This is a genomic window from Neorhizobium sp. IRS_2294 (assembly GCF_050500145.1).
Classification (GTDB): Bacteria; Pseudomonadota; Alphaproteobacteria; order Rhizobiales; family Rhizobiaceae; genus Neorhizobium; species Neorhizobium soli.
Genome location: NZ_CP191439.1, coordinates 2,321,877 through 2,337,669, shown reverse-complemented (window position 1 = coordinate 2,337,669; position 15,793 = coordinate 2,321,877). Strand labels below are relative to the sequence as shown.

Sequence of the window (15,793 nt, the reverse complement as noted above, 5' to 3'; positions counted from 1 at the left end):
AGGAGACATACATGAAGAAGATAACACTCGGCCTCGCTTCGCTCACACTGGCACTTGGCCTCACCATGGGATCGTTGAGCGCGCAGGAAAAGCATGACGTCGGCGCCGGCACAGCCGGTGGCGGCGGCGGTGACCATGCGGAAGGCGGCACGCCGCATTATCCGCTGCGTCATCCGGAACCTGTGGACTGGACCTTTGCCGGTCCCTTCGGCCACTACGACAAGGGCCAGCTGCAGCGCGGCCTCAAGGTCTATACGGAAGTCTGTTCCGCCTGCCATTCGATGCGGCTCGTGTCGTTCCGCACGCTCGAGGATCTCGGCTATTCGGACGGTCAGGTGAAGGCGCTTGCTGCCAATTACGAGGTGCAGGACGGTCCAAACGACGACGGCGAGATGTTTACCCGCAAGGCGGTACCATCGGACCACTTTCCGTCGCCCTATCCGAACGCCCAGGCCGCGGCGGCGGCCAACAACGGTGCTGCACCGCCGGATATGTCGTTGCTTGCCAAGGCGCGCGGCATCACCCGCGGCTTCCCGCAGTTCGTGTTCGACATCTTTACCCAGTACCAGGAAGGCGGCCCGGACTATATCCACGCGCTGCTGACCGGCTACCAGGATCCGCCTCCGGGCGTGGAAGTCGCACCGGGGACGCACTACAATCCGTACTTTGCCAATGCCTCAGCGCTCGCCATGGCCCCGCCGATCAGCAATGATCAGGTGAGCTATGACGACGGTACGCCGCAGACGGTGGATCAGTATTCGAAGGACGTCGCCGCGTTCCTGATGTTTACTGCCGAGCCGCATCTGGAAGAGCGCAAGCGCACCGGTTTCATGGTGATGATCTTCCTGGTGATCTTTACCGGGCTGATCTATCTGACCAAGAAATCGGTCTATGCCCGCAAGCCGCATTGATATTTAAGGTCTTCATGGAAAAGGCGGCTTCGGCCGCCTTTTTTGTTGTCTTGCGGCTGGCCGCTCAAAGGTCCCGGCAGTGATCAGAAATAGGTGACCGTGACGATCACCGTGTCGGTGTAGTTGCCGGCGGCTGCCGGTTGCGGAGCGACGCGGCCAAAGACCGGTATCGACTGCACAGCGCCGGCCCCCGTGCCGGAGACCAGTGCGCTACCTGTCGCACCCCAAGGTCGAGAATGGGCCTGATCGGCGTAAAGGCCGTAGGCGATCGTGTTGGTACCGGAGCGCATCAACCGTTGTTCCGGGTTGGTGGCCGCAGCCAGGCCGCCATCCATGGCGATGCTGTAGGTTGAGTTCGGCGTGCAGGTGACGTCGACCCCGCCGCTCGCGGTCACTTCGGAATCGATCAGGCCGTGAAGACCGAAATCTAGGTTCGAAACGGCGATCAGGCAGTTTGCCGCAACGGTTGCCTGGACGGTAAAGCTTGCCTGCGCCAGTGTCGCCGAGGTCGGTGCCGCGCAGTCGAGGGTGCTTCCCTCTTCGTAGTAGAACCGCACCTCGCCGGTGGCGAAGGAGGAGAGGTAGGTGCCGGTGCCAGCGCTCGTCTGGCCGGCAGACAGCCCTCCGTAAAGCGTCACGGCGCCACTCGCCTCGCCATCAGATGCGGCGATGCGGATCGTCCGTGGCTGGCCGAGTGTCGTATCGTCATACGAACCCCAGCGGGTCGCGCGGCCGGCGTCGGCGTAGAGCTGGTAGCCGAGCTCGTTCGCGCCCGATCGCATGATGCGGGTCCCGCCGGATGTGCCACCGCTACCGCTGCCGAGATTGCCGCAGAGCGTGACCGCGGTTGCGTTGGCGCTGACGCCGCTGCAACTGATCGAAACCTGCGCCGTCGCATCGGCGGATGCGCCCGAGAGCGTATCGACATTGCCGAAATTGGCGGAGTCGATGTCGACCGTGCAGCTTGCGGCCGCGGCGTCGGCGGCGCCGGCTCCATAGAGGAGCAGGCCGATCCCGGCCTGGAGAAGAAGCGTTCTGAGGCGCTTAAGGCTGGCATATCGCATCGGTAATACTCACCTGTTTGCCCCGCTGGGGCTTGTATTGGAAGGTTGCCACGCAGGTGGTCTCATCCGGCAGCGTCAGGGTGAGGCGGTTGCTGGCTTTCAGATTTTCCACGAGCGTCTGGCCGTCATAGCCGACGACGAAAGGTTCCGATCCGGTCTTCGTCGTGCCGCTGGCGCCGACTGCGATGGGTTTTCCGTCCGGTCCGGAGAAGGTCACCAGTGCGGCGTTCGCATCGACGTCGACCTCGAAGTTGACGACGATCCCCGATCGGTCGGCCGGCACCACGACGGTGCGGGTGGTGTTGACGACGGCGTCGAGCGGCAGATCCTCGGGGTCGATCGCAATGTGGTTTTCCTGATAGGAGCGCAGGTTCGGAAGGAGCAGCTTGCCGCCGCTGTTTGTGCGGCCGGCTGGTCTGTTCTCATGCTGGACCTCGACGCCGGGCGCGCCTGCATCGACGATGGCGAACGCGTCGTTGATGCGGTTGGACGCGAAGACGCCGCCTCCGGCCGCGACCAGAGCTCCATCAACGGTCACACTGGCCCTTGTCTTGCTGCCGCGTTGGTCGACACGCGCTGCCACTTTTGCCGCCGAAGCGCGGTAGCTGACGGCTGCCGAGTTGATCGCGTTTTCCGACTGCGTCCGGCCAACGCTCCAGCCGTAGTCGCCGATCTGCTGACCCAGCGTGCGGCTGACCGTCTGCGTCACGCTGGTTTCGTCTGACTGCGATGCTACCGATGTGGTGGCCGAGATCCGCTTGCCGATCGGGACGAAGAGGCTCGCATAGATTCCGACAGTGCCGTCGGTCAGGCTCTTGATCGCGGACACGGAAAACGTGCTGTCATTGAACACCGGGCGGCTGTAGGAAAGGCCGAGGATACGCTCCCGGTCACCTTCTGCGGTCTCGGCATTGGTAAAGCTGAAGTTCAGGTTCGATCGGTCGAAAGGCATTGGGACCGACAGGGATACCTGGTCGAGCGCCTTGGGCGGCGCCGCTGATCCGAGCAAGATCCCGTCGGTGGAGCTGCGCTTGTCGGCTGTGACCGAGGCAATGTCCTGAAAACTGCCGAAGCTGCGCTGCATGCGGGCTCTGAGGTGAAAGCCCCGCATCTGTCTCTCCCAGGTCATGCCAACCTGCTCGCCTATTGCACCATCGTGATAGCTGCCAGCGCCAGAGAGCGAGATGACGCCACTCCAAGGCGCGGCGAACACGGCGCCGACGCCGCCATGGACGAGATCCGCGCCGCCCTCGGCATGGCCTTCCATCGTCAGCCAGTTGGTCGCGCCGGTGCGCAGGGTCAGCGATCCGTAAGGGCGGGAATCGTAGTCGTTCGAGTCGATCCCGTAGCCGTGTCGCGCAAAGCCCAGCTCGGCGGAGAAATCGTAAAGCCCGCGGGCGAGCATCTGACTGGACGCGATGAAGCTGCTTTCGGTCGACACCTGCTGCCCTTGAGCGTCGGTGACGACAACCCGGGCATTGCCGCTTCCGTCGACGAAGGGCAGGTTGGTGATGTCGAACGGACCTGCGCCGACCGAACTGGAAAAGCGCTTGGCATCATTGAGATAGACATCGACGGTGGAAGGCACGGCAGCGCTTGCCGACAGTTCCGGCACGGGAAAGGTGACCAGGTCGGATCTGAGCGAGAAGCTGCGTTGCACCTGCAGGCCTCCAAGACGGGTCGGGCGCGTCCAGTTCAGGCCGCCGGTGATGACGTCACCGGCGCTGTAGGTGATCATCGAGTCCTGATCCGAATAGCGCCAGGTCGTGTCCAGGCGCGTCGAGCCGTAGTATGTATCGTCCGAGGTGCTGGCGATAAATGTATTGCTGAGGACGCCCAGCGGGCTGAAATACAGGGCTTCGAAAGCGCCGCTCACACCGGTGAAGCCGAACCGCGAATCCTTTTCGGAATTGTCGGAAGACGCGACGATATTGTAGTTGAGGAGTGCACCGGACGAGGATTGCGCCCTCAGTCTCGGTCTCTTCGGCGCACCGCCGCGCCGCGCCTTGGCGTCGATGATTTTTGGCGCGCGTTCGCCGTTCGATGCGGTAAAATCGATCGTTTGCTGCAGATCGTCGTAGACGAAGGTGACTGATGGTAGCTGATCGATCGTCACGCGGCCATCGGCGCCGATTGCCGTCTTGGCGGGCTTGATGCCGATATTGCGCAGCTGCTCGATATCGATCGAGAGGGATCCGTCCGGTGCCTGCCGGAAGGCGGCAACGAGATTGGTCTTTACGCCGTTGATCGATACGTACAGATAGAGGTCGCTCGGCCCGCCCGTATCGGTGGCCGCAGGGACGTCAAAAGGATCGGCGTCGGCCGCCAGATCGGCATCCGGAGACGTATCCCCGGATGCCGCATGACCTGCGGTCGGCAGGACGAGGACGGCGAGGCACAAGCGCGCCAGGAGCAGGGCTGTCTGACGCGCCATGCGACCGACCCCCTAGTCGGTAAACCGAACGGGGATCGAATGCCGGATCATGACGCTGACCTGACCGGGGGTCTTTCGCCCGGCCTCGGGCAGCTGATCGATCAGAAGCCGGTAGGACTCTGTTCCGACAATCGGCTTCTTGCTGACACGGACAACTCTGATCGAGTTCTCAGTACCAGGCTTCAGCGTGGTGACCGGGGGGCTGGCAACCACGTCCGTGGTGGGATCCAGGCGATCCTTGCCATTGACCTTCGTCCAGCGAAAAACCCGCACCTGCACCTTGACCGGCCGCAACCCGTCTTCCCACACCCGAACCGTTCCCGTGGGGGAAGAGGCTTTCAGATCCAAAGTGATCGGAGAAACCCTCAACGCAGCTGCTCCGGCACCGCCGGCTATCAGGCACGCGAATAGGCTCGCTGCCATGAAGCGCATGGAGATCATCTTGTCATCCTTATTTTAGGTTAGCGACACGCCGCGCCGCCGAGCTTGCCGAAAGGTTCGTGCTTAGTAGTTGATCGTTGCGATCAAGACGTCGCCGTAGGTATCAGCCTGGACGCTCTGGTTCGCTGCAAGCACTGCCGTGAACGGAATGACGTCTGCTCCGCCAGTCGCGGTGCCGTCAAGCGTGTTCGTGCCGAGGGTGGCCCCCCAGATCGGGCCGGTCGCCAAGCCCTGGTGAACCGTATAGGTCGCCAGACCACCGTTGGCTACGCCTGTCATAAAGCGGGTTTCAACGGTTGCCAGGGCGCCATTGCCGACACCGAGCTGTATCTGATAGGGCGCATTCGCCGTGCATTGCACGGTCATGTTTCCGGGGACCTCGACGGCTACATCGATCAGGGCCTGATTGCCGAAGGCGACCGGATCAGTGGCCAGCGTGCATTCGGCAGCCACGGTCATCGAAACATCCATGTTGGCATCCAGTGTCTGGGCAAATGCGGCGCTGGACGTCAGGGAAATGGCTGTAGCGGCGAAAATCGTCGCGAGTATTGTCTTCGTCATGAAGGACCTCAATGGGCGCGATCATTCGCGCTTTGATAGAAATTGGCAATGTTGCCAACCCTAGACTGCGGTCCAATTTGTTAACGAAACATTAATGCCGTTTCTTTCACAAGTAACTAATTTACTCTAAATCACATAAAGTGATGATGAATCGGAAAATCGATCTTCCGCATTCAAACGAGCCAGCGCGTTATGCGAGGGCCAGGCGACAGTTTACTTATTCGTGATTTCTAATGGATGGCGGAATGTCGAGAGTGCAGGTATCAATTGCGGTGAATACTCAGATCGGTTTTGGTTGAAGAGACGGCGGACGAGAATGCGTCGCTGGGGGGCACTGTTGGGTCGGCGGGTAGTGCGCGGTTTGATCTGGACAATGTCGACCGCAGCTGCCTATTGCTTTCCTTTAGCAACGAACAACAAACAAGGCTCCCGCCCCAATGTCCTCCCGTGACGACACACCCGCCGCCTCCATCCGTGCCATCCGTGATTACCCGAAACCAGGTATCATCTTTCGCGACATCACGACGCTGCTTGGCGATGCCAAGGCGTTCCGCCAGGCGGTGGACGATCTGGTGAAACCTTATGCCGACATGTCCATCGCCCAAGTGGCCGGTATCGAGGCGCGTGGCTTTATTCTCGGTGGTGCACTAGCGCACCAGCTCTCGGCAGGGTTCGTGCCGATCCGCAAGAAGGGCAAGCTGCCGCACGAGACCGTTCGCGTGGCCTACAGCCTCGAATACGGCGTCGACGAGATGGAAATGCACGTGGACGCCGTCAAGCCCGGCGAGAAAGTCATCCTGACCGACGACCTGATCGCGACCGGCGGCACGGCCGAAGGTGCGGTCAAGCTGCTGCGCCAGATGGGTGCGGAGATCGTATCGGCCTGTTTCGTCATCGACCTGCCGGAACTCGGCGGCCGCAGAAAGCTCGAAGCCCTTGGCGTCGAAGTGCGTACGCTGATCGAGTTCGAAGGGCACTGAAGAAAATTCCCAAATGCCGCCGGTTTTGAGGATTGCGACCGGCGGCGGAGGCGATATCCTTCACCCGTTCCGGACTTGACCGGAGCCTCGGGGAGACGGACATGGATATCGCAAGCCTTTCTGCCTTTGCCGCCGCGTTTCTGGTTTTCGCGGCAAGCCCCGGACCCGACAATGTGACGATCATGGCCCGTACGGTGTCGCACGGTGCGGCCGCCGGTATCGCCTACGGAGCCGGAACGGTCACCGGCATCCTGATCTTTCTGTTCCTCGCCGTGTTCGGCCTGTCGCTGGTGGCGGAGGAGCTGGGCATGGCAATGACGGTGCTGCGCTATGCCGGGGCTGCCTATCTGGTCTGGATGGGCGTGCGGTTGTGGTTTGCCGAGCCGGTTCCGGCCGATCATGCCGTGGTAACGGGCCGGTCGGGGCTGGTGGCGACATTTGCGACCGGTGTCCTTCTCAATCTCGGCAATCCGAAAATGCCGCTCTTTTACATAGCGCTCCTGCCCAACGTCGTTGGACCCAATCTCACGATGGAGCAGGCCGGCCTTTTGGCGCTGGTCATCGTCGCCGTCGAGGTTCTGGTGATCGGCGGCCACGTCGTTCTGGCAGGCCGCGCGAGGGCGGCACTGAAGCGGCCGTCGGTTCTGCGGCGCGTCAACCGGAGCTGCGGAGCGGTGATGGTGGGGGCCGGCGTTGCTGCGGTCGCAGTGCGCTAGCAGGCTTTCAGGTGAATTCGAGAACGGTGCCTTCGTAGCGCATCACCGTTTCGCCGTGCTGGTTGACGCCGTCATTTTCCGTCAGGTTGATGAAGGTGCCGGGGCGGCTTCCGAGCGGGCGGGATTCGATCAGGGTCACGGAATAGGTGATGCTGTCGCCGGCATAGACGGGTTTCAGCCACTGCAGCGACTTGAAGCCGGCCGAGGGGCCGAGTTTCGGGGCGACGAGGCCGGCGGCTTCGAGACGTGCGACTTCCGCTGTCCAATAGGCCATGAACATCTTCATCCAGCCGGCGCAGGTATGCCAGCCGGAGGCGCAGAGGCCGCCGAAGACGTAGTGTTTTGCGGCTTCCGCATCCACATGGAAGGGTTGAGGATCGAATTTACGGGCGAACCCGATGATGTCTTCAGGGGTGAAGAGCAGCGTGCCGGTTTCGATCCGCGTGCCGGGGGAGAGAGTTCGATCAGCCTCATGGCGTGACCTCGGCCGCGTTTCGGAGCCGGATCATGATCGGGTTTTCACCGCGCATGACGATCTGGCCTCGCTGGTTGGTGACTTCGTGCAGGAAGTTGACGAGGCCGATGCCCGGGCGGGAGCGGAGCAGGCGGGTCGAGGCCACGGTGGAGCGGCCGGACAGCGTGTCGCCGGCGAGGACCGGCTTCTTCCATTCCATCAGTTCGACGCCGGGCGAGCCTTCGGACGCCGCGCGTGACAGCCAGCCGTCATACATCATCCGCATGAACATCGACGATGTATGCCAGCCGGACGCCGAGAGACCGCCGAGAATGCTGGCACGTCCGGCGGCTTCATTGAGATGCATGGGCTGAGGGTCGAATTCGGTGGCGAACTCGACGATTTCCTCGGCCGTGACAAGCTTATCCGCAAGCGGGAAGGTGCGTTCCGGGGTGAAGTCCTCGAAGTGATATTCGATTTCCGTCATCGCGTTCGCGCCTCCGCGGTGTCCCGATCAGGTGTTGAAGCGGAAGTGGATCACGTCGCCGTCGTTTACGACATATTCCTTGCCTTCGTCGCGGCCCTTGCCGGCTTCCTTGGCGCCGACTTCGCCCTTGAAGGCGACGTAGTCATCAAAGCCGATGGTGAAGGCGCGGATGAAGCCGCGTTCGAAATCCGTGTGGATGACGCCGGCAGCGGCCGGGGCCTTGGTGCCGCGGACGATCGTCCAGGCGCGGGTTTCCTTGGGGCCGACCGTGAAATAGGTGATCAGGTGAAGGAGGTTGTAACCGGCGCGGATGAGGCGATCGAGACCTGCTTCTTCAAGGCCGAGCGCCGAGAGGAATTCCTTGGCTTCGTCTTCCGGCAGCTGCGCGACTTCAGATTCGATGGCGGCCGAGATGATGACGCATTCGGCACCCTGTTCCTTGGCCATCGCGGCCACGGCCTTGGTGTGCTCGTTGCCGTCGACGGCATCGCTTTCGGCGACGTTGCAGACGTAGAGGACGGGATGCGAGGTCAGGAGGTTTAGAGCCTTCAAGATCTCGATGTCGTCGGCTGCCAGCGTCTTCAGAAGAATGCGGGCAGGCTTTCCGTCGTTGAGAAGCTTGATGACGGCTTCCATGACCGGCAGCTGGGCGACGGATTCCTTGTCGTTGGTCTTGGCGCGCTTGCGGGTCTGCTCGACGCGGCGTTCCAGGCTTTCGAGGTCGGCAAGCATCAGCTCGGTCTCGATCGTCTCGGCATCGCCGACCGGATTGATACGGCCTTCGACATGGGTAATGTCGTCGTCTTCGAAGCAGCGCAGCACGTGCACGACAGCATCGACTTCGCGGATATTGGCGAGGAACTTGTTGCCGAGACCTTCACCCTTCGAGGCGCCGCGCACGAGGCCGGCGATATCGACGAAGGAGATACGGGTCGGAATGATTTCCTTGGAGCCGGCGATGGTGGCCAGCTGCTGCATGCGCGGATCCGGAACCGCGACTTCGCCGGTGTTCGGCTCGATCGTGCAGAACGGATAGTTGGCAGCCTGCGCCGCCGCAGTCTTGGTGAGAGCGTTAAAGAGCGTGGACTTGCCGACATTCGGCAGGCCGACGATACCGCATTTGAAACCCATGGGACGGACCCCGTCTGACTAGAATTGTTCGTTGCCGTGGCTATGGGGGAAACAGGCCGGGCGGTCAAGGGTTGGCGGGGTGAGGGAGGTCGTCGGAACGCTGGTAACGACGCAAAACAGAATTCGGAAACGAGACGTCGGCTTGCGATGCAAACACAAATCAGACCCACCGGTCCCAATCGGGCAAATCACCGCAGTTGCTTGAATTTCGGACCCGTCGGTGCGATATAGCCAGCATACAATCATTGCTGTTTGAGCATGGCGAACGTCATCAGGAGATGCGGATGGCCGGAGACACCACCCTCACGCCGAAGACGACGACAAAGCCCAAGCTGGAGCGGCCGAAGCTCTACAAGGTTATGCTCGTCAACGACGATTATACGCCACGCGAATTCGTGACCATGGTTCTGAAAGCCGTGTTCCGGATGAGCGAGGATACCGGCCGCCGGGTGATGATGACCGCCCACCAGATGGGTGTGGCGGTCGTGGTTGTCTGCACCAAGGATATTGCAGAGACCAAGGCCACCGAGGCGATCGATCTCGCCAAGGAAGCCGGTTTTCCGCTGATGTTCACGACCGAGCCTGAAGAATAGCCGGTCGTCGGCTCAGGAAGCGGTGACGCCGAGAGCTTCGGCGGAGATCCAGAACACCGCGTCCTGCGATTCCTCGGTTTCCAGCCAGACGAAGTCGAGACCCGGAAATTCCTCCTCGAGGATTTCACGGCCGGAGCCGATCTCGCAGATCATGCCGCCTTCGGGATTGAGGTGGTTTGCGGCGTCTGCCAGCAATGTCCGCACCAGATCGAGACCATCAACACCGCCATCGAACGCCATCGAAGGCTCGGCACGGAATTCCGCCGGGAAACCATCCATCGCGTCGTGATCGACATAGGGCGGGTTGGTGATGATCAGGTCGTATTTCCGGCCTGCGAGCGGCTGGAACAGATCGCCCTGATGCAGGCTCACCTGCTGTTCGACCTCGTGTTCCCGCAGGTTCAGCTTTGCCACTTCCAGCGCGTCGGCCGACAGATCGACCGCATCGACGGCGGCGTTGGGGAAGAATTTGGCGGCCAGCACCGCGAGGCAGCCGGAGCCCGTGCAGATGTCCACAGCAGTCTCGACCATCATCTGGTCGGGCAGGAAGGACGATCCGTTCGGACCGAGATATTCGCGAAACAGGATCTCGCCGATATGCGAGCGTGGCACGATGACCCGCTCGTCAACCAGAAACCGGACGCCCTGGATATAGGCGCGGCCGGTGAGATAGGACGACGGTTTACGGGTCGTGACGCGGGCCTCGATACGCTCTGCCAGAAGTCGGCGCTCGGCCGGCAGGAGGCGCGCGTCGAGGAAGGGATCGAGTGCGTCGATCGGCAGGTCGAGCGTATCGAGCAGCAGAAAGGCCGCGTCGTCGCCGGCAGTCGTGGTGCCGTGGCCAAAGGAAAGATTGGCGGCGTTGAAGCGCGAGATTGCATAGCGCCAGTAATCGCGCAGCGTGACGAGTTCGGTCGTGAGAGCGGTCATAGCTGGTGTCATCTTACTTGTCCTTGTCGCCGAACAGTTTCCTCAGCATGTCGGCCATCGGGCCGGTGGCCGGGATGTTCGGTTTCATGCCGCCGCGCGCCTGGTGGATATGGCTCTTGCCTGCAGGTTTCGGTGCCTTCGGGGTGGGCTTCGGCTTTTCGTCCTCGTCCGGCTGGCTGCCGACGGCAAGGGCGAGCTTGTTCATCAGCTGCGAATCCTCGCCCTTCACCAGCATTTCGGCATTGTCGGCAAGCGCATCGAGAAGCTGCGGCAACCAGGCCTGATCCAGTTTGTCGAAATCGCCGAGCACGTGGTTGTTGACGAATTCCTTGGCCCCGGGATGGCCGATGCCGAGCCGCAAGCGGCGGTAATCCTTGCCACAATGGGCGTCGAGCGACTTGATGCCGTTGTGACCGCCATGTCCGCCGGCTGTCTTGATGCGCGCCTTGCCGGGCGCAAGATCCAGCTCATCGTAGATCGCGATGATATTTTCAGGCCCGAGCTTGTAGAAGCGCATGGCCTCGCCGACCGCTTCGCCCGACAGGTTCATGTAGGTCTGCGGCTTGATCAGCAGAACCTTGTCGCCAGCGAGCTCGCCTTCGGAAATGAGGGCCTTGAACTTCTTTGCCCATGGCGAAAAGCCCGGCCGCCGCTGGATGGCGTCGAGCGCCATGAAGCCGATATTGTGGCGATTGCCGGAGTACTTGCTGCCGGGATTGCCGAGACCCGCAATGATCAACATGAAGTGCGTCCGAATTTTCGTACAGGATGTGGTCTCACCACCCCGAAACGGAACGGAAGTCAACCCGGTTTCGTCCCTGCCGACTGATTGGCACCGCTGATCGCTTGCTCAGTGTTCGGCCTTGAGGCCGTAACGCCGGTAGATCGTGTCCTGGCGGCCATCGCGGATCATGCTGTCGAGTGCGGACTGCATTTTAGCGATCAAGGCGTCCGGGACTGTTTTCTGACAGGCAATGCCGAGCTTCTCCTCGGAGAGGGGAACCACCCTCTCGACGTCGGTGCCATTGTTCTTCAGCCTCTGATAGACGCCTTCCGACATGGGCATCATGTCGATCCGGCCCCGGACGAGCTTGCGCAGCGACGTGTCGAAATCGGCGCTGAGATCGAGGTTCGCAAATCCCATCGATTTCAAAAGGTCCTCGGTAAAGTCGAGCCGATGGGTTCCGATCAGAAAGCTCTTCGCCTCATCGAGCGTCGTGGCGTGGATCGACGAGCCCGCCCGCTTGACCAGGATCGTATGGTTCACGGAGATCGTCATGACCCATTTGAACCGCGGCTTGCGGTCCGCTGTCTGCGCTGCCGAGAAGGCGCAGGTCATCGGCTCGGTCTCGGCGAGCGCGATGGCGCGGGCCCAAGGGATCATTTCAACGTCATAGGGTATTTGCGCTTGCCGCATGATGACATCGATCTGGTCTATGCCCGCGCCGCCATAGCGCCCGTTCTGATCACGGTAGCTGAAGGGTGCATAGGGCTCTGTCTTGAGCTGGAGCCTGTCTGCGGCGTGCGCCTGCAGGCAAGACCACGGTCCGATTGTTGCAGCGAGAGCAAGCACGACGAGTGCTGCGCTTGTCATGCCACACCTGATCGAGGACATCTGCTGCTCCACATCGAGGGCCGGGATTTCAGCTTGCAATAGAATCAATTCGGTCGCCGCTTCGGTCGGCGTTCAACATCGTAAGGACATCGCCGATCGCTTGCGGTCGTGCGAAGTAGTAACCCTGAGCGTATTCGATGCCCATGTCGATGAGTGTCGAACGCTGATATTCGGTTTCGACGCCTTCGGCGACGACATGGCAGTTCATCTTGTGCGAGATCGCGGCAATGCCTTCGATCAGCATCTTGTTTCGACGATCGATATCATCGTCGCCATTGTTGAGAGACCGGATAAAGGATTGGTCGATCTTGACGATATCGACCGGGAAACGGCTGAGATAGCTGAGCGAGGAATAGCCGGTTCCGAAGTCGTCAAGCGCGATGCGGCAACCGATGTTGCGGATCTCGTCGAGCAGCCTGCGGATTTCCGGATTGTCATGCATCAGCACGGCCTCCGTGATCTCGATGACCAGTCGGGACGGGCGGATTGCGTAGCGGCCGAGCAAGGTTGACAGCTTGACGGGAAGGCTCGCATCGAATTGCAGCGGCGATACGTTGACGGCGACATAGGTGTCAGACATGCCCGGTATCCGGGAGATGCGGGCAAGATTGGCGACGGCGTCCTCAAGGATGAGATTGCCGATCTGGCCGATCGTACCGGTTTCCTCGGCGACGCTGACGTTTGCGCCCGGAGGAACAAGCCCCTTGCGCGGATGGCGCATGCGCATGAGCGCTTCAAAGCCGTTGCAGGCGCCGGTCCTGATATCCACGATCGGCTGGAGATGCGCTTCGAACCAGTTGGCGGCAAGCGCTGCTTCGATGTCGGTTTCGATTTCGGCACGTTCCCGCGTCTTGTCGAGGATGGCCGAATTATAGACCTGCGCACCGTTCTTGCCGTCGCGCTTGCGGGCATACATGGCCAGATCCGACTTCTGTAGAAGCTCGGCGCCGCTTGCGGCATGGGCAGGGTAGAAGGCAAGGCCGATACTGGCGCTAAGGCGCACACTGTTGGTCTCGATGCGGAATGGAACGTCAAAGAACTCGACGATTCTCTGGCACAGCTCGGTGCCGCGCCGTTCCGACCCCTCGCCACACAGAAGAATGGCAAACTCGTCGCCGCCCAGGCGCGATGCCGCGTCGTGGTCGCCCAAAAGCGGCAGCATCCGCTCGACGAACTGGCCGAGCACGAGATCGCCGGCCGCATGACCGAGATTGTCGTTGATCGATTTGAACCGATCGAGATCGACGAACAGACAGGCGATGTCGGTTCCGTTGCGATCCGCCTCGATGATTTTCTGCTCAAGCACCGCCTCGAATCCCTGACGGTTGAGAAGGCCGGTCAGGTGGTCGGAAATGGCCTGCTGGTAGTTGCGGATTTCTGACTGCTTGAGCTCGGTGACGTCGGTCATCACGCTCAGTGAGCCGGTCTCGCCGTCGCCCGCCGAACCGAGTTCGGTCTCCGCGATAAGGACGTTCATCGTCTTGCCGGACTGACAGATGAAGCGCACGGTGACTTCGAACGCCGGTCCGCGCGATCGCACCTGCGATTTCCTGTTGTGGTAGAGGCTGCGGTCTTCCGGCATCACCAGTTCGCAGAAGGGCAGGTTCAATATGTCAGATCGGCTGTACCCGGTCGCAACGAGCCAGTAGTCGCTGACGGCGGCTATCCTGTCGTCGGCGTCGAGCGAAAACAGCATGGCCGGCGTGAGATTGTAGGTCTGCGTCGTCTTGCGATGTGCCAGCTTCAGCTCGCGCTCCTCGTGTTCGAGAAGGGTCTGCATCTCGTTGAAGCTCTTGGCCAGGCGTCCCATTTCATCGGTGGAGCGCCAGTCGACATGGTGACGAGAACCGAGGCGACGGGTCGCTTCGATTGCGGCGGTCAAACGCAGAAGAGGTTTGATCACCATCACGCGGTTGCCGAGAATGGCGGCGCCGAACACGGTCAGGATGGCGATGATGAAGATCGAGATGAAGGCGAACTCGAATTCGTGAAGCTTCGAGAACCAGCCGATTGTCGGGATGCTGACGCTGACCTTACCGACAACGCGAGCGCCGTAGTTCGACATGTAGGTGATGGGCTGCGAGCGGATCGTCAGGTCGCTCAGGGATATCTCTTGCGGCGTGACTTCCGATATATTCAGTTTGCCTGTCGTGTCGGTGACGCGAACCGCGTAGATAGTCGGATCTTTCACCATGCCGACGGCGATCTGGTGAACGCTTTCGGTATCGAGATCCCAGAGGGGCTTGGCAAGCGCTTGCGAGTTCGTCGCCAGAACGATGTCGACATGCTCTTCGAGCGCCCGAACCGCCTGCTGCGATGACAACGCCAAAAGCAGCGTGAACAACGGCACGACGACGGCCAGAAGCGCGCCCGAAATAATGGCTATGAACCGACTCTCAACGGAATGAGCCACCCGTATTCCCCGCCTGCTTGTAGTCGGTGTTAGCCGCCGACTGCGTGTTCCCCAACACAGTAATTGGCCGGATAATTCCAGCCATTGATTAAGCTTTACTGAAGCCGGGAAGAGTAAAGCGAAGCGGATCTTAAAGAGGGTTACGTAATCCTGACCGGAAAACGTAAAAGCCCGCCTTCGGTGGAAGGCGGGCTCTCAGAAAGACAAGACGAAAATGTCTTATTCGGCTTCAGGAGCCGCAGTCTCAGTCGCTTCTTCTTCTTCGACGCCTGCAGCAGGTGCAACGATCGTCGCGATGGTGAAGTCGCGGTCGGTGATGACAGGTGTCACGCCCTTCGGCAGCTTAACGGCCGAGATGTGGAGGCTGTCGCCGATCTTGGCGTCGGTCAGATCAACCGTGATGAATTCCGGGATCTGGTCGGCCGGGCAATGGAACTCGACCGTGTGACGGACGATGTTCAGAACGGCGCCCTGCTTGATGGCCGACTTGTCTTCGTTTTCGAAGTGTACCGGTACTTCGACGTTGACTTCAGTCTTGGCCGAAACGCGCAGGAAGTCGACATGCATGGTGAAGTCGCGGACCGGATCCAGCTGGTAGTCCTTCGGGAGGACCTGGATCTTCTTGCCGTCGAATTCGATCGTCGCGATGGTGGTCATGAAACCGCCAGCGTGAATGCGCTTCGTTACTTCGTTCGTGTTGAGCACGATCGACAGAGGAGCCTGCTTGTCACCATAGATGACTGCAGGGATAAAACCGTTGCGGCGAAGTTCACGGGAGGACCCCTTACCGACCCGTTCGCGCGCCTCGGCCTTGAGCACGTAAGTTTCCTTGCTCATGGCAATTCCTTTCGAGGTTGTTTGGAGAGTTCTTCGCGGACAGTGCCGCGTCAAACCGGAGGGCATCGTCCGACGCTCTCCATCCGCGTTGCCTCCAAGGGTGTCTACGCGGACGGGGTCCCTATAGTCCATCAGGGCAGGAGACGCAAGGGATCTGCGGCGTGGTTGGCTCTGCAAACCGGTCGTCGTCGTTACCTACCGCCAGATACCTGCGTGGCCAATATGA

General features: G+C 60.9%; 15 protein-coding genes and 1 pseudogene. 4 read left to right on the top strand and 12 right to left on the bottom strand.

The window, feature by feature from the left end:
- Positions 1-11: 11 nt before the first annotated feature.
- On the top strand, positions 12-911 hold the full coding sequence (locus tag ACQY1K_RS11265) for a cytochrome c1 (RefSeq protein WP_062455745.1): 900 nt from the start codon (positions 12-14) through the stop codon (positions 909-911).
- Positions 912-994: 83 nt separating this feature from the next.
- On the opposite strand, the gene ACQY1K_RS11260 is transcribed toward ACQY1K_RS11265, so the two are convergent.
- The 4 genes from ACQY1K_RS11260 to ACQY1K_RS11245 form a co-directional block, all read right to left on the bottom strand.
- The gene (locus tag ACQY1K_RS11260) at positions 995-1,975 is read right to left on the bottom strand and encodes a Csu type fimbrial protein (RefSeq protein WP_430257381.1); all 981 of its coding nucleotides are present in this window, start codon (positions 1,973-1,975) and stop codon (positions 995-997) included.
- A complete protein-coding gene (locus tag ACQY1K_RS11255; RefSeq protein ID WP_430257380.1) occupies positions 1,956-4,409 on the bottom strand; it encodes a fimbria/pilus outer membrane usher protein in 2,454 nt (817 codons plus the stop codon). Before ACQY1K_RS11255 ends, ACQY1K_RS11260 begins: the two co-directional genes overlap by 20 nt.
- Before the next feature lie 12 nt (positions 4,410-4,421).
- Entirely contained in the window at positions 4,422-4,850 is a 429-nt protein-coding gene (locus ACQY1K_RS11250) for a fimbrial biogenesis chaperone (protein ID WP_062455754.1), read from the bottom strand.
- 63 nt (positions 4,851-4,913) lie between these two features.
- Complete coding sequence (locus ACQY1K_RS11245) at positions 4,914-5,411, bottom strand: Csu type fimbrial protein (RefSeq protein WP_174196427.1); 498 nt, start codon at positions 5,409-5,411, stop codon at positions 4,914-4,916.
- A 437-nt stretch (positions 5,412-5,848) separates the two neighbouring features.
- Here ACQY1K_RS11245 and ACQY1K_RS11240 point away from each other — a divergent pair, with 437 nt between their 5' ends.
- The gene (locus ACQY1K_RS11240; protein ID WP_430257379.1) at positions 5,849-6,391 is read left to right on the top strand and encodes an adenine phosphoribosyltransferase; all 543 of its coding nucleotides are present in this window, start codon (positions 5,849-5,851) and stop codon (positions 6,389-6,391) included.
- 101 nt (positions 6,392-6,492) lie between these two features.
- Positions 6,493-7,107: a LysE family translocator gene (locus tag ACQY1K_RS11235; protein WP_430257378.1), complete on the top strand. Its 615-nt coding sequence runs from the start codon at positions 6,493-6,495 to the stop codon at positions 7,105-7,107.
- A gap of 7 nt (positions 7,108-7,114) precedes the next feature.
- Here the strand turns inward: ACQY1K_RS11235 and ACQY1K_RS11230 are convergent.
- The 3 genes and pseudogenes from ACQY1K_RS11230 to ychF all read right to left on the bottom strand — a co-directional run bounded on the left by ACQY1K_RS11230 (position 7,115) and on the right by ychF (position 9,179).
- A pseudogene (locus tag ACQY1K_RS11230) lies at positions 7,115-7,581 on the bottom strand (MaoC family dehydratase).
- Positions 7,578-8,048: a MaoC family dehydratase gene (locus ACQY1K_RS11225; RefSeq protein ID WP_430257377.1), complete on the bottom strand. Its 471-nt coding sequence runs from the start codon at positions 8,046-8,048 to the stop codon at positions 7,578-7,580. The pseudogene ACQY1K_RS11230 and the gene ACQY1K_RS11225 overlap by 4 nt, the downstream one beginning before the upstream one ends.
- A gap of 27 nt (positions 8,049-8,075) precedes the next feature.
- The gene (ychF, locus tag ACQY1K_RS11220) at positions 8,076-9,179 is read right to left on the bottom strand and encodes a redox-regulated ATPase YchF (protein WP_113110733.1); all 1,104 of its coding nucleotides are present in this window, start codon (positions 9,177-9,179) and stop codon (positions 8,076-8,078) included.
- Between the two features lie 284 nt (positions 9,180-9,463).
- Between ychF and clpS the strand changes: the two genes are divergently transcribed.
- Positions 9,464-9,772: an ATP-dependent Clp protease adapter ClpS gene (gene clpS / locus ACQY1K_RS11215; RefSeq protein WP_062455774.1), complete on the top strand. Its 309-nt coding sequence runs from the start codon at positions 9,464-9,466 to the stop codon at positions 9,770-9,772.
- Positions 9,773-9,784: 12 nt separating this feature from the next.
- Here the strand turns inward: clpS and prmB are convergent, their stop codons facing one another.
- From prmB to ACQY1K_RS11190, 5 genes are all read right to left on the bottom strand, one after another.
- Positions 9,785-10,714, bottom strand: a complete 930-nt coding sequence (gene prmB, locus ACQY1K_RS11210; protein ID WP_430257376.1) for a 50S ribosomal protein L3 N(5)-glutamine methyltransferase — start codon at positions 10,712-10,714, stop codon at positions 9,785-9,787.
- A 1-nt stretch (position 10,715) separates the two neighbouring features.
- Positions 10,716-11,444, bottom strand: a complete 729-nt coding sequence (gene pth, locus ACQY1K_RS11205) for an aminoacyl-tRNA hydrolase (RefSeq protein ID WP_430257375.1) — start codon at positions 11,442-11,444, stop codon at positions 10,716-10,718.
- Positions 11,445-11,552: 108 nt separating this feature from the next.
- A complete protein-coding gene (locus tag ACQY1K_RS11200) occupies positions 11,553-12,365 on the bottom strand; it encodes a substrate-binding periplasmic protein (RefSeq protein WP_244508744.1) in 813 nt (270 codons plus the stop codon).
- Positions 12,346-14,730: a putative bifunctional diguanylate cyclase/phosphodiesterase gene (locus ACQY1K_RS11195; RefSeq protein WP_430257374.1), complete on the bottom strand. Its 2,385-nt coding sequence runs from the start codon at positions 14,728-14,730 to the stop codon at positions 12,346-12,348. Before ACQY1K_RS11195 ends, ACQY1K_RS11200 begins: the two co-directional genes overlap by 20 nt.
- A 219-nt stretch (positions 14,731-14,949) precedes the next feature.
- Positions 14,950-15,567 carry a 50S ribosomal protein L25/general stress protein Ctc gene (locus ACQY1K_RS11190; protein ID WP_062455789.1) on the bottom strand — a complete coding sequence of 206 codons (618 nt, stop codon included), beginning with the start codon at positions 15,565-15,567 and terminating at the stop codon, positions 14,950-14,952.
- Positions 15,568-15,793: the final 226 nt, after the last annotated feature.

Bases quoted from the DNA above. Each gene is read 5' to 3' on its own strand.
- ACQY1K_RS11265 (WP_062455745.1), top strand. From the start codon at position 12: ATGAAGAAGATAACACTCGGCCTCGCTTCGCTCACACTGGCACTTGGC.
- ACQY1K_RS11260 (WP_430257381.1), bottom strand. From the start codon at position 1,975: ATGCGATATGCCAGCCTTAAGCGCCTCAGAACGCTTCTTCTCCAGGCC.
- ACQY1K_RS11255 (WP_430257380.1), bottom strand. From the start codon at position 4,409: ATGGCGCGTCAGACAGCCCTGCTCCTGGCGCGCTTGTGCCTCGCCGTC.
- ACQY1K_RS11250 (WP_062455754.1), bottom strand. From the start codon at position 4,850: ATGATCTCCATGCGCTTCATGGCAGCGAGCCTATTCGCGTGCCTGATA.
- ACQY1K_RS11245 (WP_174196427.1), bottom strand. From the start codon at position 5,411: ATGACGAAGACAATACTCGCGACGATTTTCGCCGCTACAGCCATTTCC.
- ACQY1K_RS11240 (WP_430257379.1), top strand. From the start codon at position 5,849: ATGTCCTCCCGTGACGACACACCCGCCGCCTCCATCCGTGCCATCCGT.
- ACQY1K_RS11235 (WP_430257378.1), top strand. From the start codon at position 6,493: ATGGATATCGCAAGCCTTTCTGCCTTTGCCGCCGCGTTTCTGGTTTTC.
- ACQY1K_RS11225 (WP_430257377.1), bottom strand. From the start codon at position 8,048: ATGACGGAAATCGAATATCACTTCGAGGACTTCACCCCGGAACGCACC.
- ychF (WP_113110733.1), bottom strand. From the start codon at position 9,179: ATGGGTTTCAAATGCGGTATCGTCGGCCTGCCGAATGTCGGCAAGTCC.
- clpS (WP_062455774.1), top strand. From the start codon at position 9,464: ATGGCCGGAGACACCACCCTCACGCCGAAGACGACGACAAAGCCCAAG.
- prmB (WP_430257376.1), bottom strand. From the start codon at position 10,714: ATGACACCAGCTATGACCGCTCTCACGACCGAACTCGTCACGCTGCGC.
- pth (WP_430257375.1), bottom strand. From the start codon at position 11,444: ATGTTGATCATTGCGGGTCTCGGCAATCCCGGCAGCAAGTACTCCGGC.
- ACQY1K_RS11190 (WP_062455789.1), bottom strand. From the start codon at position 15,567: ATGAGCAAGGAAACTTACGTGCTCAAGGCCGAGGCGCGCGAACGGGTC.